Origin of the sequence: Maribacter sp. 4G9, from assembly GCF_002742265.1 — a bacterium.
GTDB lineage: Bacteria > Bacteroidota > Bacteroidia > Flavobacteriales > Flavobacteriaceae > Maribacter.
Genome location: NZ_MDGL01000126.1, coordinates 132,255 through 147,358 on the forward strand (window position 1 = coordinate 132,255; position 15,104 = coordinate 147,358).

The window sequence follows — 15,104 nt, forward strand, 5'->3', positions numbered from 1 at the left end:
AGATAAGAAACACTTAGGGCAAACTCCGTTAAGGTCGCATTAAACCTTTGTTAGTAGGTGTTAAAGCCAAACTTATTTTACGAGCGGAGTACTCAAAAGAGCATAATAGGCTTGAATACCATAGGCAATTTGCCCAATTTTTAGATTCTCGTTCGGACTGTGTTGGTTGTTATCAGGATTCACCAATGGGACGAGAAATGCCGGGATTTTTAATTCGTTTACAAAGGGAGCGATTGGAACGGTTCCTCCCATAATCCTGATCTGCACCACATCCTGCTCAAATTTAGTTTCCAAGGTATTTACAATATACATTCCATAGGCATCGCCCAAATCCGTTCGAAAGGCATCTGTTACGGAACCTTCGGTAATCATGATTATTTTTTCATGGTTCAGTCGCTCCTCTTTTGTTGGTAGTGTATCGGTTATATAAAAACCTTGATTTTTGATAAACTCCTTGACCAATTTTTTGAGTCGGTTTCCATCCGATTCCGGTACCAATCTCAGATCCAATTCAGCTGTTGCCGTTGCGGGAACAATGGTGCGTGCCTCTTCACCGATCCATGCAGAGCCCAATCCCCGTATGTTCAAACTTGGAAATTGCAGCGATTCTTGATAGAACGACCCTACTTTATCGGCCAAATTAAATTGGAGCCTTTCCCTTATCTCGGCATCGTCATCAGGAACGCTTTTTAAAATAGCTTGGGTGGCATCGTCCAACGTAATACCATCGTAGTATCCAGGGATTACTACCCTACCTTCGTTATCCTTGAAAGAAGCCAATAATTTGGACAAAATAAAACCTGGGTTTGGGGCATAATTTCCATAATGTCCGCTATGCTGTGGTTTTACAGGGCCAAATGTAGTCAGTGACAATGAGGTGATACCCCTGCATCCATATACAACGGTAGGTTTGCCAGATGCATGTACGGGCCCGTCATTGATAATCAAAAAATCGGCCTCCAAAAGTTCCCTATAGGTTTTTACGGCTTTTGGCAATGGGGCACTGCTTTTCTCCTCCTCGCTATCCAAAATCACCTTTATGTTAAAAGGTAGGTCAACATCGTTTTCCTTTAATAAATCCATAGTGTTCAGGAACATGACAATAGGCCCTTTATCATCCGAAGTGGAACGCCCAAATAGGCGCCAATCATAGTTGATATCCGTATCCAAAGCATCAAAGGACTCTTTTTGCCATTGTCCTTCGTTGTCAGACATTAATTCCAAAACATAAGGGTCTTTTTGATTCCATTTGGATGGGTCCACGGATTGCCCATCAAAATGCATATAGAAAAGTAGTGTCGGTTTGGTATCGTCAATGGGCAGTGCGGCAAAAAACAAGGGAAGTCCCTCCGTTTCAAGAATACTTGTGTTAAAGCCGCGTTCATTAAATTTATTGCGTAACCAAAGTATGTTGTCATCTATGTCATCCGCATTAAGGGCGTCATTTGGAATGGCCACAAAATCCTTCAATTCTTCAATGGTTTTACGCACCTTAGATTTTAAGGACACCGCATCTTGACCGGTAACATTGCAAACTGTAGCAATTAATAGTACAAAGGGTAAAATTCTTTTCATCTGTTTATTCTTATTGTTTTTATAGGTCAGATGCAATTCGCCATTAATCATCTCAGTAAGTATCAAGACTTGTTATGGCTCATTTCATAAATGTGTTCTGCTTGGTGTATCGACTCAAATTATCTTTAAAGATAGGGCTACGGATTCAAATGAAACTACTTTTTGATTAAGGAAAGAATAATTTTCCGAATTAGCAAGATAAAGGGAAAACCATGCAAAAGGACATCGAACCAATCCATAAATGCCATGCCCCTGGCACCGCCCAAAATCCATTTAAATTTTCCCCAAATATGGGGTTCCGGAAAGAAAGGGGCCATACCTAAAGTAAGGCATAACAGGATAATTATTTTCCAGTCGTCTATAAATTTCATCGAATTGATTTTATGAATTCAGAGATATTTTTTTCTCCTTTTTCGGTAAGATATTTTATAAATGCCGAACCGATGATAGCACCTTTGGCCTTTTTGGTGGCCTGTTGAAAGGTCTCCGCATCTTTAATCCCAAAGCCCACGATCTGTGTATTTTTTAAATTCATGGAAGCAATGCGTTCAAAATAGGCCTCTTGCTCACTGCCAAAGCCCGATTTGGAGCCGGTCACACTTGCGGAGCTTACCATATAAATAAAACCATTGGAGGCTTTATCAATCTGGTGGATGCGTTCTTCGCTGGTTTGCGGGGTAATTAGGAAAACATTTACTAAGCCGTATTTTTCAAAAATTTCTCGGTATTCTGATTCATAGACATCCAACGGTAAATCAGGTAAAATGAGTCCGTCAATACCAATTTCCTGGCATTTCCTGCAGAATGCCTCCACCCCATACTGCAATACGGGATTAAAATAGCCCATGATAATCAAGGGAATGGAAACGGTGTTGCGAATATCCTTTAATTGGTTGAACAGGACCTCCGTGGTCATTCCGTTTTTTAAAGCGGCCGTAGAACTCTCCTGTATGGTAGGTCCGTCAGCCAAAGGGTCACTAAATGGCAAGCCTATTTCAATCATATCCACGCCATTCCTTTCCAACTCCTCAATGATTTGTACCGTGTTGTTCAAGGAAGGATAGCCCGCAGTGAAATAGATAGACAATAATTTTTTGTCCGAATTTAATTTGTGTACTATTCTATTATTCATGGTTTAGGCTAGCTTAAAATAATCAATGTACGTCCGTAAATCTTTATCGCCCCTACCGGACAAACTGATGACCAGAACATCGTCTGGCTTAAATTTTTTATGCTGAAAAATGGCAAAGGCATGGCCAGATTCAATGGCCGGGATAATTCCCTCCAATTGGGAAAGTTCCAATCCCGCTGTCATGGCCTCATCGTCTGTTGCGGAATAGAACTCGGCCCTGCCAGACCTGTACAAGTGCGAGTGCATGGGCCCAACACCCGGGTAATCCAATCCTGCGGAAATGGAGTAGGGTTCTGTAATCTGGCCATCAGGTGTTTGCATCAACATGGTTTTACATCCATGAATAATACCTAGTTTACCCAAGGCAGATGTCGCCGCACTTTCCCCGGATTCTATGCCTTTACCCGCTGCTTCCACGGCAATAATACCAACTTCAGGTTCGTCCAAAAAGTGGTAATAAGTACCCGCTGCATTACTTCCACCTCCAATACAAGCGATGACATAATCAGGGTTTTCACGCCCTTCCTTTTCTTTTAATTGCCATTTTATTTCTTCGGAAATGACCGATTGAAAACGGGTCACCATATCAGGATAGGGGTGTGGTCCAATGGCCGAACCAATGATATAATGGGTATGCACTGGATTATTGATCCAATCCCTTATAGCCTCGTTCGTAGCATCCTTAAGGGTCTTACTTCCTGACGTGGCGGGTCTTACTTCGGCACCCAACATTTTCATGCGGGCAACATTGGGAGCCTGCCGTGCGATATCGATTTCACCCATATAAACGATACATTGCATTCCCATGAGGGCGCACACGGTAGCCGTAGCCACCCCATGCTGACCGGCTCCGGTTTCCGCAATGATACGTGTCTTACCCAACCGCTTGGCCATTAAAATCTGTCCTATTGTATTGTTGACCTTATGGGCTCCGGTATGGTTGAGGTCTTCCCTTTTTAAGTAGATTTTTGTGCCATGCTTCTCTGATAGCCTTTTAGCAAAATATAAAGGAGAAGGGCGACCTACATAGTCCTTTAAAAGTTGGTGGAATTCCCTTTGAAAGGAATCCTCTTTCATTATTTCCAAATATTTTTGGCGCAATTCCTCAACATTGGGATACAACATTTCAGGGATAAATGCTCCGCCAAATTCACCGTAATATCCTTTTTCGTTTACATGGTATGTCATAATCTTTCGTATTAAATACTTAGTGCCGCTTTAAACAGTTTTAGCTTTTCAATGTTCTTTAAACCTGGTCTTTCCTCGAACCTACTATTTACATCTAAAGCATGGCAATATGTAGCTTCGGGTCTTTTTAAGAAATTACGAATATCTTGGATACTTTCAGGTCCAATCCCCCCGCTTAAAAAGTATGGTTTGGTTGAGGGGTAGTTTTTGAGTACCGACCAATCAAAGGTATAACCGTTACCGCCTGGTAACTCCCCTTTGGTATCAAATAAAAAATAGTCCACAGGAAATTCGTAGGACTTGAGTACCGAAAAATCAAATTCATTTTTAACGGAAAAAACTTTAATGATTTCCATTGACGCTAAAAGCCTATGCTTTAATTCACTACAATACTCCATACTTTCATCGCCATGCAATTGTATGGCATCCAAACTGTATTTTGAAATTGTGTATAAAATCTCATCAATTGATGCATCGACAAAAACACCCACTTTCTTTATAGTTTCGGGAAACGTTGGTATTTCCCCATCAAAAAAACGACTGGATTTATCCCAAAAGATAAACCCAAGGTAGTCTGGCCTAATGGCTGCTACTTCGGCAATATTGTGATTCATGCCACAGACCTTCAATTTCATTGTTCCAACGATTTAATGAATTCTGCAGCACTTTGGCCAGGTTTTTCCGTTTTCATAAAATTTTCACCAATTAGAAACCCTTTATAACCAAATTGTTTTAAAGCCTTAATGGCTTCAATGGAACTTATACCACTTTCTGAAACCTTTACAAAATCATCTGGAATAAGTTGGGATAATTCCTTGCTGGTATCCAAGCTGACATCGAACGTCTTTAGATTCCGGTTATTGATGCCCAGCATATCCAAACTTGGCATGATGGATTTCTTAAGTTCTTCCTTATTGTGGACCTCCAATAGTACGTCAAGATTCAACGACTGGGCAAATTCCGAGAGCTTCTTAATTTCAGTTCGTGTCAATATGGCCGCTATCAAAAGAATCACATCGGCCCCATGGCCCTTTGCTTCCAAAAGTTGGTATTCATCAATAATGAATTCCTTTCTCAAAAGCGGGATATCTACCGATGCCCTTGCCAACAACAGATCTTCCAAAGACCCCCCAAAATATTTAATATCGGTTAAAACGCTAATGCCACAAACACCTGCCTTTTGATATCCTTGGGCCACCTGACCCACATTGGTATTTTGATTAATGGTGGACTTAGAAGGAGATTTCCTTTTGTGTTCCGCTATAATGCCCGTTTCACTTTTTCTCAAAGCTTCCGCCAATGAATTTCTATCTCTCCCAAAAAGAACCGATTTTTCCCATTGTGATGCGGGAATTATGGATTTTTTCAGGGCGACTTCTTTTTTCTTGTCGGCAACTATTTTGTCTAAAATATTCATGATGCGCTAATGGCTTGTAATTTCTTTAGAGCGGTTAGGCCTTTACCACTTTTTAAGGATTCCATGGCCAAATCAAATCCTTCTTTGGGACCAATACCATTGACAGTGCTGATGGCAATTCCTGCATTGGCACAGACGACATTGTTTTGAGCTTCCGTTCCCCTGCCATTCAATACGTTCATAAAAATTTGAGCGGATTCCGGGATGTCCTCGCCACCTTCAATTTCGGATGCTGCAATACTGGAAATACCAAAATCCGAAGGCCTAAGGATTGATTCGAACCCATTGGAAATCGTTTTTGTGTCTCCGGTTAAACTGATTTCATCATAGCCATCCAGAGCGTGCAGAACCGTAAAGTTCTTATCGGTATTTTGATATAGATAGCCATACATTCTTGCCAATTCCAAATTGAAAACACCTACCATTTGATTTTTTGGAAATGCAGGGTTTACCATAGGTCCCAACATATTAAAAAAGGTCTTTACCGCCAATTCCCTTCGAATAGGTGCTACATTTTTCATAGCGGGATGGAATAGGGGAGCATGGAGCACACAAATACCAGCTTCCTCAATGGATTTTTTTAGGAAATCCGCCTCGTTGCTGAACCTAATGCCTAGGAATTCCATCACGTTACTACTCCCACATTTTGATGAAACCCCGTAATTGCCGTGCTTGGTTACCTTAACACCTGCTCCTGCGGTTACAAAGGAGGCCAAAGTAGAAATATTAAAGGTGTCCTTTCCGTCCCCTCCGGTTCCACAAAGATCTATTGGGTTGTATTCCGATAAATCAACGGCCAAACATAGGTCCAACAAAGCATCACGGAATCCTTCCAATTCTTCAATAGTGACGCTTCGCATCATATATACCGTTAAAAAGGCCGCAATCTGACTGGTATTGTAATCCCCTTTGGCAATGTTCACCAAAATCTGTTTCGCGTCCTCTTTTTCCAGGATTTCGTGATTGATGAGTCTATTTAGTGTTTCTTTCATAAGCCCCTCCCAACCCTCCCCAAAGGGGAGGGCTTTTTATTGGGTATTATTAATTAATACTATTTTTCTTATTCATGCTTGTTTCCCCTTTGGTGGAAAGTGAGCTGCCATTTAACCAGTTTTCCAATATCTTTTTTCCACTAGGAGTAAGAACCGACTCCGGGTGAAACTGTACGGCCCTAACATCGTAATCCCTGTGTCTAAGCGACATAATCTGTCCGTTCTCGTCTATAGAAGTTGCCTCAAGGCAGTCCGGCAAATTGGGGTCTACCACCCAAGAGTGATATCTGCCTATTTCAATTTCTTTATTGATTCCGTCAAAAATATAGTCATCCACCGTAATTCTTATTTTAGTTGCTACCCCATGGTAAACTTGGTCTAAATTGACCAAGGACCCTCCAAAGACTTCGGCAATGGCCTGTTGTCCCAGGCAGACTCCAAAAATACGCTTGGTTGGCGCATACTTTTCAATAATATGTTTTAAAAGGCCTGCTTCATCAGGGATTCCGGGTCCTGGGGAAAGCACAATTTCATCATAATCGTCTACGTCTTCCAAATGTAATTGGTCGTTTCGTTTTACAATTACTTCGCAATCCAAATCCTCGAGATAGTGAACCAAATTATAGGTGAAACTATCGTAATTGTCGATCATTAATATCTTTCTTGCCATCTAGATAGTTTCTGCGATTTCCAGGGCTTTATTCAAAGCCCCTAATTTATTGTACGTTTCCTGTAACTCATCATCGGCATTGGATGCCGCAACTAGCCCGGCACCAGCCTGGAAATGAAGTTCATGATTCTTACTTAAGAAGGTTCTGATCATGATGGCATGGTTAAAATTGCCATTAAAATCCATAAAGCCTATAGCTCCTCCATAATAACTCCGGCTCGTTTTTTCATATTTTTCAATAAGTTGCATAGCCATGTGCTTGGGTGCTCCACTCAAGGTTCCTGCAGGAAAGGTATCCGCCACAATTTTTAGGGTGGGGATGTCCGGTTTTTTCATGCCCGTAACTTTGGAGACCAAGTGGATTACATGGGAGAAATACTGCACCTCCCTATAGGTGTCCACATTGACCAAATTACCGTTTCGGCTTAAATCGTTCCTGGCCAAATCTACAAGCATCACATGCTCGCTGTTTTCCTTATCGTCCAAGGCCAATTTTTTGGCCAGTTCCGCGTCTTTTTCGTCGTTTCCAGTACGTTTATAGGTGCCTGCAATGGGATGTATTTCCGCTTTACCGTTTTTAACGATCAACTGTGCTTCGGGAGAACTTCCAAAAATTTTAAAATCGCCATAATCAAAAAAGAAAAGGTAAGGAGATGGGTTTATAGACCTCAATGCTCTATAAACATTGAATTCATCTCCCTTAAACTTTTGGGAAAACCTTCTGGACAATACCAATTGAAATACATCACCGCGCTGACAGTGCTTTTTAGCCAATTCCACATGCTCCTTGTATTCATCATCCAGTAAGTTTGTTTTGACTTCTCCCTCCTTGGAGAAATTGTAGGAGGCAAATGTCCTAACGTTCAACAATCGTTCTATTTCGGAAATATTATTCCCCGAATCATAACAGTGCGCAAAAATGTAGGCTTCGTTTTTAAAATGGTTTATGGCTATTACATTTTGGTAGACGGCATAATAGATATCCGGAATTTCGACCGAGTGTGGTTTTTTGGAAATTTCCACATCTTCAAAATAACGAACGGCGTCATAGGCCATGAAACCAAAAAGTCCGTTGGTTATAAATTTATAATCCTGTTCAGTTATTTTGAAACTTTTGGCAAAAGAATCAATTTCCGAGACTACATCTGTATCCTCTATAATTTCAAGAGTTTCATTTCTGGCATCGGGAAATTCCTTGTAAATTCTTTCATCCTGAATTTTTATCGAAGCAATAGGGTTGCAACAGATATAGGAAAAACTGTTGTCATTTGCATGGTAATCGCTGCTTTCAAGCAAAATGCTATTGGGGAACTTATCCCTAATTTTTAAATACACACTGACGGGCGTAATAGTGTCCGCAAGTATTTTCTTTGAGTATGTCTTTAATGTGTAGGACATGATAAACGTTATAAATTAAAAAAGGCCTGTCGTGATGACAAGCCTCTATATTTTTTACATGGAGTACTAGCTCACGAATGCTGTCGTAAGTTATTCCACCACCAAGTATTTTTCATTGTTTTCATTGGCGTAAATATAGAAAGGAAATTGAAATGCACCAATTTTATATATAAAAAAATAAAGACCCCTAGGTAAATTCCTAGAGGTCTTTTGTTTAAGTAATTTAGAAGTAGAATGTTAGATAGCCAAATCTACGACCAAATCAAATTCATCATAGATTGTTTTGTCTCCTAGGTTATCAAAGAAACTTCCAGAGCCGTATCGTACATCATACTTTGCCCTATCTACCTTGAGAGTGGCCGTAGCTTTATTCTCATAGATGGATACAACAAAAGTTACCGGGTTCGTCTTTCCTTTAATAGTTAAGTCACCTTTTACAGAATAGGAATTCTTGTTCATGGATTCTGCGGATGTAATTACCAATTTGGCGGTAGGATAATTTTCAACTCCAAAAAAGTCGTCGGATTTTAAATGCCCTTCCAATTTTTCCTTTCCTTCTCCAGAGGCCATGTCCAAGTTGGTTATCGAAGTCATGTCCACTACGAACTCACCTCCTGTTAATTTGTTACCATCCATAACCAAATGGCCGGATTTTAAATCTATGGTTCCCTCATGTGATCCAGTTACTTTATAACCTTTCCAAGTAACTTTACTTTCACTGACGTTTACATCTTTTTTCTCTCCATCAATGGGAGCGTTTGCGGTTGCAGAAAATCCGAAAATCATGGTTAATGCCAAGCTTAAAATTGTTTTTTTCATGTCTTTAATTTAATTGTTAGTAATATTCTTAAATAATTATAAATGGGTAAATAATCTTTCTTTGGGATATCTAACCTTTGGTAAGTGTTGGGTTTCATCGGATGATGCCCTGTAACCAACGGCCAAAACCACTATAGCGTTGAGGTTGGAATCTTTCAATCCCAACAGTTCGTTATATTTCTCATTTTCAAAACCTTCAATAGGGCACGTGTCAATTTTCATGGAGGCCGCTACTGTCATGAGGTTTCCAAGGGCAAGGTATACCTGTCTGGAGGTCCAACTGCTTTTTAGCTCATTGGGTAGCCCCATAAGTTTTGACTTCATAAAGTTTGAGTATCCCATAACCGATTCACTGGATATATCACGAGTCTTTACCACATTATCGATGTAATCATCAATTAATTCTTCCCCAAAGGATTCTTTAATAGTGAAAACCATGAGATGGGAGGCATCTGTGATTTGAGATTGATTCCATGAATGTTTTCTTAGTTCTTCCCTAATTTTTTCATCTTCAATAATGAAAATATGGTAGGGTTGTAAACCATAGGATGAGGCACTAAGCCTTGTTGCTTCAATTAAGGTTTCTAAATCTATAATATTAACCTTTCTATTGGTGTCAAATTTTTTAACGGCATAGCGCCAATTTAAGTCCTCGATTATTTTATTCATGGTTTTTTTAAAATTTATCTAATAAAACATTAAACTCTTTTAATTGGCGTTTAGTAAATTTTTTAAGAATTTTTTTTTCCATTTCAATTTTTATGCCATCTATTTCATTCAAAACATCCAAACCCTTTGAAGTAATCTTTATTTCTACTTTTCGTCTGTTTTGAGGACATATTTTTCTGATGACATAGTCTTTGGCCAATAATTTGTCCACCAATCTGGTGGTATTGCTCATTTTTGTGACCATCCTTTCATTGATGGTTGAAAGGTTTGCAGGCCTATTCTCTTGACCCCTTAGGATACGCAATACATTGAATTGTTGGATGGAAATCCCAAAAGGTTTTAAGGTGGCCGACATGATTTCATTGACTTTGTTATTAACCAAAGTCAAATGGATGAGGGTCCTGGCTTCCAAGGGTATTTCTTTTCGGGTTCTTATAATATCCTCAACGTTCATGTACAAACAATATTTGTATATACAAATGTATGGTTAAGCAACGATTCATTCCTAATTTTTTGGAATTAAATTTTTGTTAAAATATTTTTTTAACGATTTAAATAGATCCGCTATTTTTGAAAAAAAAATTATGGCAGATTTATCCAAAGAGGAGTGGGCCTCCAAGTTATCTGAAGATGATAATTCCTTTATACTCGATGTACGAACAGAGGCTGAGGTAGAGGAAGGATATATTCCCAATTCCAAGAATATCGATATCTATAAAGGACAGGGATTTATTGATGAACTTGAGAAATTGGACAAATCCAAGAATTATTATGTATACTGTAGGTCGGGCAATCGCTCTGGACAGGCATGTGCCATTATGAACAGTCTTGGTTTTGAAAACGCCTTCAACTTGGAGGGAGGATTTATGAACTGGGAAGGTGAGGTAGCCGAATAAATTGAATTTAAATACTTAAATTGGAGACCCGCCTTGTGCGGGTCTTTTTAATTCTGCCACATGCGGGAAGATTTGTTGCACTACATCTGGAATTACAAAAAGTATCCTAGCCAGGGGTTAAAGACTTCAGGTGGGGAGAATCTTATAATTCTTAATGCAGGCTCCCACAATCTTTTGAGCGGCCCAGATTTTTTTAATGCCCAAGTACGGATAGGGAACCAACTTTGGGCCGGGAATGTAGAAATTCATATAAATGCTTCGGACTGGTACGTACATCATCATGAACAGGATAATAGTTATGACAATGTCATACTTCATGTGGTTTGGAACGATGATGTATCGGTTTATAGAAAAGACGGGTCTGAAATACCTACCCTAGAATTAAAAAACTTGATAGATTCCCATTTGTTGGATGGATATCAAAAATTGATGAAGGGAAATTCCGGCCAGTTTATCAATTGCGGTAAGGATATAAATGAAGTTTCTAGATTCGATTTTAAAAACTGGCAAGATCGCTTGTATTTGGAGCGGTTGGAAGAAAAGTCCAAGGTCATCTTGAATCTATTGGACGAATTTGGCAATGACTGGGAAAAGGTTTTGTTTACACTTTTGTTAAAGAACTTTGGGTCAAAAATCAATGGAGAGGCATTTTTCAGCTTGGGAAAGAATTTGAATTTTTCCCAGGTGAGGCACTTGGTAGGGCAGCCGTTTGAATTGGAATGTCTATTATTCGGGATGTCAGGATTGTTGGAGTCAGATTATATTTTGGATGCATATTATATTGAACTGAAAAAAACTTTTGGATACTTAAAATCCAAATACGAACTGGATTTGACAAGCGCGGCCAAAGTTTCATTTTTTAAATTGAGGCCACCCAACTTTCCAACTATTCGACTTTCTCAGTTCGCCATGTTGTATTCATCCTCAAATAATTTATTCCGCGACTTGGTACATTGTTCAAAAGAAGAGATATATGGGCTTTTTAAAATAAGGGCGAGCTCCTATTGGGACACACATTTCAACTTTGGAAAGGAATCAAAAAAATCGCCAAAGAGCATTTCCAAGAAATTTGTGGACCTTTTGATTATTAATACGATAATTCCCGTTAGATTCTGTTATTTGAGAAATAAGGGGAACTACAATTCGGACTCCCTACTTTCCCTGATTCAAAATATTGATGAAGAAAAGAATAGTATTATCGATAATTTTAGGCATTTGGATGTTCCTGTGAATTCCGCTTTTGAAAGCCAGTCCCTATTACAATTATACAACAACTATTGTACTAGGAATAAATGCTTGCAGTGTGCCGTTGGGGCTAAATTATTGAATTTAAAATCCTAATTTTATACCTATGAACATGTTATATAATTTGTTGCATTATCTTCAGAAGCGAGGATTTGAAGTTTGTAGGAGAATTGCGGACCGTCTTGGAATCAGGGCCAGGGTTGTGAGGACTTCCTTTATCTATCTAACTTTTGTTACCCTGGGATTTGGATTTGCCCTATATCTGTTTTTGGCATTTTGGTTGAAAATCAAGGATTTGATCTATACCAAAAGAACATCTGTATTTGATTTATAGTCATGATTAAGCTCTTTCGTTCCAAACTCTATGTGGCTTTACTATTAATGATAGTGGTGCTATTTTTTGGGATTTTGGGGTATCGTTATATTGAGGATTATTCTTGGATGGATGCCTTGTATATGACTATAATAACGGTTACGACCGTAGGTTTTTCTGAAGTTCGTCCCATGGATATTCAAGGGAAAATGTTTACTGTCGTTTTGATAGTTACCAGTGTGTTTATCTTTGGTTTTGCTATTTCCGTTATCACGGAATACCTATTGAATAGAAACAGTCCGCAAATATTAAAATTGAAGAAAGTGAAAAATAGGATCGATAAATTATCAAATCATGTAGTAGTCTGTGGTTTTGGTCGAAACGGCATGCAGGCGGTAGAAAGGCTTAAAGCGTATAAAAAGCCTTTTGTGGTAATTGAAAGGGACAAGGAGCTTTTGGAAAAATATGATGATGAGATCCTTTTTATGGAGGGCGATGCCAATGAAGATGAGGTATTGCTCGCTGCCGGAATTGAGAGGGCCAAATACTTGATCGTTACATTGCCAGATGATGCGGCCAATCTATTTGTGGTACTTTCCGCACGCCAATTGAATGCGAATCTATTTATCATTAGTAGGGCTTCTCAGGTTACTTCCCAACATAAATTACAGCTTGCGGGTGCCAATAAAGTGATCATGCCCGATAAAATAGGTGGTGACCATATGGCCTCATTGGTCGTAATGCCCGACCTTATAACCTTTATGGACAAACTATCGGTGGAAGGGGAGCATACCACCAATTTGGAAGAAGTGGCCATAGAGGACTTCTCGAATCAGGTAGATTGTAATTCTTTACGAGATCTGGACCTAAGAAAAAAAACCGGATGTACGATAATAGGTTATATTGCACCGGATGGCGAATACATAATTAATCCTGAAGCGGACCTTCAATTGCAGCCAAAAAGTAAGGTAATCGTTTTAGGCAGACCTGAGCAAATAAAAAAGTTGAATGAAATGTTCCATATTGACTTGAGTTAATTCAACGTTATAATTTGATTGGGTTCATTTTTTTTGTGATATTGCCAAACTAACTAACTAAAAATCAAAAAAAGTATGAAGTATAAACTTCTAAGTCTTTGTTCCTTCCTGTTGCCTTTTTTGTCCATGGCCCAAGAGGCCGATGAAATGGGGATAGATGAAAAAATCGATAAAGTTTTCGGAGACCTAACAGGGTGGTTCGTAGAGTTTATTTTTTATCAGATACCTTTTTCAGAGAATGTAAAAATATATTGGGTATTGTTCCCATTGATATTGGGGGCAGGTTTCTTTACCATCTATTTCCGTTTTATAAATTTTACAGGGGTATGGACGGCCTTAAAGGTTGTAATGGGCAAGTATGAGGATATTGAGAAATATGGGGCCAAGGAGCTTTATGGGGAAGATGGTATTGCTGGCGGAGTGGATTTGAACAAGGTGGAAAGCCTTGATAAGCATCTGGCGGATAACAAGGACGAGATTGTAGTCGATGGTGATATTTTGGATACCATAAGGGATGAAAGTTCCAATGGGGAGGTATCGCACTTCCAGGCACTTACGGCAGCGCTATCCGCAACCGTTGGACTGGGTAATATTGCTGGTGTTGCCGTAGCGGTCTCCATTGGTGGGGCGGGCGCTACCTTTTGGATGATCATCGCCGGATTTTTGGGAATGGCCTCTAAATTTGTGGAATGTACCTTAGGTGTAAAATATAGGGACGTTGGCAAGGATGGGACTATTTTTGGAGGACCCATGTATTATTTGAACAAGGGGCTTAAGAACAAGAGCTTAGGGAGGATATTGGCCGGAGCGTTTGCTGTTATGTGTATCGGCGGTTCTTTTGGAGGCGGTAATATGTTTCAGGTAAACCAAGCCGTGCAGCTTTTTGAAAATATGACAGGTGGGACCGAGTCCTTTCTTTATGGTTACCGATGGGCTTTTGGATTGGTCATGGCGGTTTTGGTTGGAATAGTCATCATTGGGGGTATTAAATCCATTGCCAAGGTTACGGATAAGATTGTTCCTTTCATGGTCGTGATTTATGTAGGAGCCTCCCTTTTTGTGCTGATAGCCAAGTTTGATATGATCGGTTGGGCCTTCAATGAGATTATTCAAGGTGCTTTCGCACCTGTGGGAATCGTTGGTGGTGCCGTTGGGGTCATGATTCAAGGGTTTAGAAGGGCGGCCTTTTCAAATGAGGCCGGTGTTGGATCTGCTTCAATAGCCCACGCTGCGGTAAGAACAAAGTACCCTGCTTCAGAAGGTTTGGTAGCCCTATTGGAACCCTTTATAGATACCGTGGTCGTATGTACAATGACGGCCTTGGTACTTATTATAACAGGTAATGTTGACCCAGGAAACGCTGGTCTTAATGATGCCGATGCCATCTTGTTGACTTCAGGGGCATTTGGTTCGGTAATTAGCTGGTTCCCATACGTCTTAACGGTAGCCATGATTCTTTTCGCTTTCAGTACCCAAATTTCGTGGTCCTATTACGGTTATCAGGCTTGGGCATACCTTTTTGGAAGAACAAAGAAAACCGAGTATACCTATAAGATTATTTTCTGTCTATTCGTAATTGTAGGAGCCTCTGCGAGTATGGGTTCCGTAATCGGATTTTCAGACGCAATGATTTTTGGTATGATGGTCCCAAATATGATCGGGATTGTGATCTTGGCACCTAAGGTAAAGGGAGAGCTTAAAAAATATATGGATGCCATCAAACTTAAGGTAAAAGCCGTTACTGAATAGTTTT

Annotated in this window: 17 protein-coding genes; 5 read left to right on the forward strand and 12 right to left on the reverse strand. The window is 39.7% G+C overall.

What is annotated here, in order from left to right:
• Positions 1 to 72: 72 nt before the first annotated feature.
• The 12 genes from BFP75_RS12910 to BFP75_RS12965 all read right to left on the reverse strand — a co-directional run bounded on the left by BFP75_RS12910 (position 73) and on the right by BFP75_RS12965 (position 10,314).
• Entirely contained in the window at positions 73 to 1,575 is a 1,503-nt protein-coding gene (locus BFP75_RS12910) for a M20/M25/M40 family metallo-hydrolase (protein ID WP_099545837.1), read from the reverse strand.
• Positions 1,576 to 1,730: 155 nt separating this feature from the next.
• On the reverse strand, positions 1,731 to 1,946 hold the full coding sequence (locus BFP75_RS12915) for a hypothetical protein (RefSeq protein ID WP_099545791.1): 216 nt from the start codon (positions 1,944 to 1,946) through the stop codon (positions 1,731 to 1,733).
• Positions 1,943 to 2,707, reverse strand: a complete 765-nt coding sequence (gene trpA, locus BFP75_RS12920; protein ID WP_099545792.1) for a tryptophan synthase subunit alpha — start codon at positions 2,705 to 2,707, stop codon at positions 1,943 to 1,945. Before trpA ends, BFP75_RS12915 begins: the two co-directional genes overlap by 4 nt.
• 3 nt (positions 2,708 to 2,710) lie before the next feature.
• Positions 2,711 to 3,895 carry a tryptophan synthase subunit beta gene (gene trpB, locus BFP75_RS12925; RefSeq protein ID WP_099545793.1) on the reverse strand — a complete coding sequence of 395 codons (1,185 nt, stop codon included), beginning with the start codon at positions 3,893 to 3,895 and terminating at the stop codon, positions 2,711 to 2,713.
• Positions 3,896 to 3,906: 11 nt separating this feature from the next.
• The gene (locus BFP75_RS12930) at positions 3,907 to 4,530 is read right to left on the reverse strand and encodes a phosphoribosylanthranilate isomerase (RefSeq protein WP_099545794.1); all 624 of its coding nucleotides are present in this window, start codon (positions 4,528 to 4,530) and stop codon (positions 3,907 to 3,909) included.
• Complete coding sequence (gene trpC, locus BFP75_RS12935; RefSeq protein ID WP_099545795.1) at positions 4,527 to 5,312, reverse strand: indole-3-glycerol phosphate synthase TrpC; 786 nt, start codon at positions 5,310 to 5,312, stop codon at positions 4,527 to 4,529. Before trpC ends, BFP75_RS12930 begins: the two co-directional genes overlap by 4 nt.
• Positions 5,309 to 6,304, reverse strand: coding sequence for an anthranilate phosphoribosyltransferase (trpD, locus tag BFP75_RS12940; RefSeq protein ID WP_099545796.1), 996 nt, complete (start codon positions 6,302 to 6,304; stop codon positions 5,309 to 5,311). The genes trpC and trpD overlap by 4 nt, the downstream gene beginning before the upstream one ends.
• Positions 6,305 to 6,353: 49 nt before the next feature.
• On the reverse strand, positions 6,354 to 6,974 hold the full coding sequence (locus BFP75_RS12945; RefSeq protein ID WP_099545797.1) for an anthranilate synthase component II: 621 nt from the start codon (positions 6,972 to 6,974) through the stop codon (positions 6,354 to 6,356).
• On the reverse strand, positions 6,975 to 8,372 hold the full coding sequence (locus tag BFP75_RS12950; protein ID WP_099545798.1) for an anthranilate synthase component I family protein: 1,398 nt from the start codon (positions 8,370 to 8,372) through the stop codon (positions 6,975 to 6,977).
• Between the two features lie 237 nt (positions 8,373 to 8,609).
• On the reverse strand, positions 8,610 to 9,191 hold the full coding sequence (locus tag BFP75_RS12955) for a YceI family protein (protein WP_099545799.1): 582 nt from the start codon (positions 9,189 to 9,191) through the stop codon (positions 8,610 to 8,612).
• Positions 9,192 to 9,227: 36 nt separating this feature from the next.
• Positions 9,228 to 9,860 (reverse strand): NAD(P)H-dependent oxidoreductase, encoded by a 633-nt coding sequence (locus BFP75_RS12960; protein WP_099545800.1) that lies wholly within the window; start codon positions 9,858 to 9,860, stop codon positions 9,228 to 9,230.
• Positions 9,861 to 9,867: 7 nt separating this feature from the next.
• Positions 9,868 to 10,314 (reverse strand): MarR family winged helix-turn-helix transcriptional regulator, encoded by a 447-nt coding sequence (locus BFP75_RS12965; RefSeq protein WP_099545801.1) that lies wholly within the window; start codon positions 10,312 to 10,314, stop codon positions 9,868 to 9,870.
• 130 nt (positions 10,315 to 10,444) lie between these two features.
• Here BFP75_RS12965 and BFP75_RS12970 point away from each other — a divergent pair, with 130 nt between their 5' ends.
• The 5 genes from BFP75_RS12970 to BFP75_RS12990 all read left to right on the forward strand — a co-directional run bounded on the left by BFP75_RS12970 (position 10,445) and on the right by BFP75_RS12990 (position 15,100).
• Positions 10,445 to 10,756 (forward strand): rhodanese-like domain-containing protein, encoded by a 312-nt coding sequence (locus BFP75_RS12970; protein ID WP_099545838.1) that lies wholly within the window; start codon positions 10,445 to 10,447, stop codon positions 10,754 to 10,756.
• 60 nt (positions 10,757 to 10,816) lie between these two features.
• Complete coding sequence (locus BFP75_RS12975) at positions 10,817 to 12,097, forward strand: DUF2851 family protein (protein ID WP_099545802.1); 1,281 nt, start codon at positions 10,817 to 10,819, stop codon at positions 12,095 to 12,097.
• Positions 12,098 to 12,107: 10 nt separating this feature from the next.
• Complete coding sequence (locus BFP75_RS12980) at positions 12,108 to 12,335, forward strand: PspC domain-containing protein (RefSeq protein ID WP_099545803.1); 228 nt, start codon at positions 12,108 to 12,110, stop codon at positions 12,333 to 12,335.
• Positions 12,336 to 12,337: 2 nt separating this feature from the next.
• Positions 12,338 to 13,351, forward strand: coding sequence for a potassium channel family protein (locus BFP75_RS12985; protein ID WP_099545804.1), 1,014 nt, complete (start codon positions 12,338 to 12,340; stop codon positions 13,349 to 13,351).
• Positions 13,352 to 13,426: 75 nt separating this feature from the next.
• A complete protein-coding gene (locus tag BFP75_RS12990; RefSeq protein ID WP_099545805.1) occupies positions 13,427 to 15,100 on the forward strand; it encodes an alanine/glycine:cation symporter family protein in 1,674 nt (557 codons plus the stop codon).
• Positions 15,101 to 15,104 lie beyond the last annotated feature (4 nt).

Excerpts from the sequence above, each read along its gene's own strand:
- BFP75_RS12910 (WP_099545837.1), bottom strand. The coding sequence starts at position 1,575 with ATGAAAAGAATTTTACCCTTTGTACTATTAATTGCTACAGTTTGCAAT.
- trpB (WP_099545793.1), bottom strand. The coding sequence starts at position 3,895 with ATGACATACCATGTAAACGAAAAAGGATATTACGGTGAATTTGGCGGA.
- BFP75_RS12990 (WP_099545805.1), top strand. The coding sequence starts at position 13,427 with ATGAAGTATAAACTTCTAAGTCTTTGTTCCTTCCTGTTGCCTTTTTTG.
- BFP75_RS12915 (WP_099545791.1), bottom strand. The coding sequence starts at position 1,946 with ATGAAATTTATAGACGACTGGAAAATAATTATCCTGTTATGCCTTACT.
- BFP75_RS12930 (WP_099545794.1), bottom strand. The coding sequence starts at position 4,530 with ATGAAATTGAAGGTCTGTGGCATGAATCACAATATTGCCGAAGTAGCA.
- trpD (WP_099545796.1), bottom strand. The coding sequence starts at position 6,304 with ATGAAAGAAACACTAAATAGACTCATCAATCACGAAATCCTGGAAAAA.
- BFP75_RS12970 (WP_099545838.1), top strand. The coding sequence starts at position 10,445 with ATGGCAGATTTATCCAAAGAGGAGTGGGCCTCCAAGTTATCTGAAGAT.
- BFP75_RS12975 (WP_099545802.1), top strand. The coding sequence starts at position 10,817 with ATGCGGGAAGATTTGTTGCACTACATCTGGAATTACAAAAAGTATCCT.
- BFP75_RS12985 (WP_099545804.1), top strand. The coding sequence starts at position 12,338 with ATGATTAAGCTCTTTCGTTCCAAACTCTATGTGGCTTTACTATTAATG.
- BFP75_RS12960 (WP_099545800.1), bottom strand. The coding sequence starts at position 9,860 with ATGAATAAAATAATCGAGGACTTAAATTGGCGCTATGCCGTTAAAAAA.
- trpC (WP_099545795.1), bottom strand. The coding sequence starts at position 5,312 with ATGAATATTTTAGACAAAATAGTTGCCGACAAGAAAAAAGAAGTCGCC.
- BFP75_RS12965 (WP_099545801.1), bottom strand. The coding sequence starts at position 10,314 with ATGAACGTTGAGGATATTATAAGAACCCGAAAAGAAATACCCTTGGAA.
- BFP75_RS12980 (WP_099545803.1), top strand. The coding sequence starts at position 12,108 with ATGAACATGTTATATAATTTGTTGCATTATCTTCAGAAGCGAGGATTT.
- trpA (WP_099545792.1), bottom strand. The coding sequence starts at position 2,707 with ATGAATAATAGAATAGTACACAAATTAAATTCGGACAAAAAATTATTG.
- BFP75_RS12945 (WP_099545797.1), bottom strand. The coding sequence starts at position 6,974 with ATGGCAAGAAAGATATTAATGATCGACAATTACGATAGTTTCACCTAT.
- BFP75_RS12950 (WP_099545798.1), bottom strand. The coding sequence starts at position 8,372 with ATGTCCTACACATTAAAGACATACTCAAAGAAAATACTTGCGGACACT.
- BFP75_RS12955 (WP_099545799.1), bottom strand. The coding sequence starts at position 9,191 with ATGAAAAAAACAATTTTAAGCTTGGCATTAACCATGATTTTCGGATTT.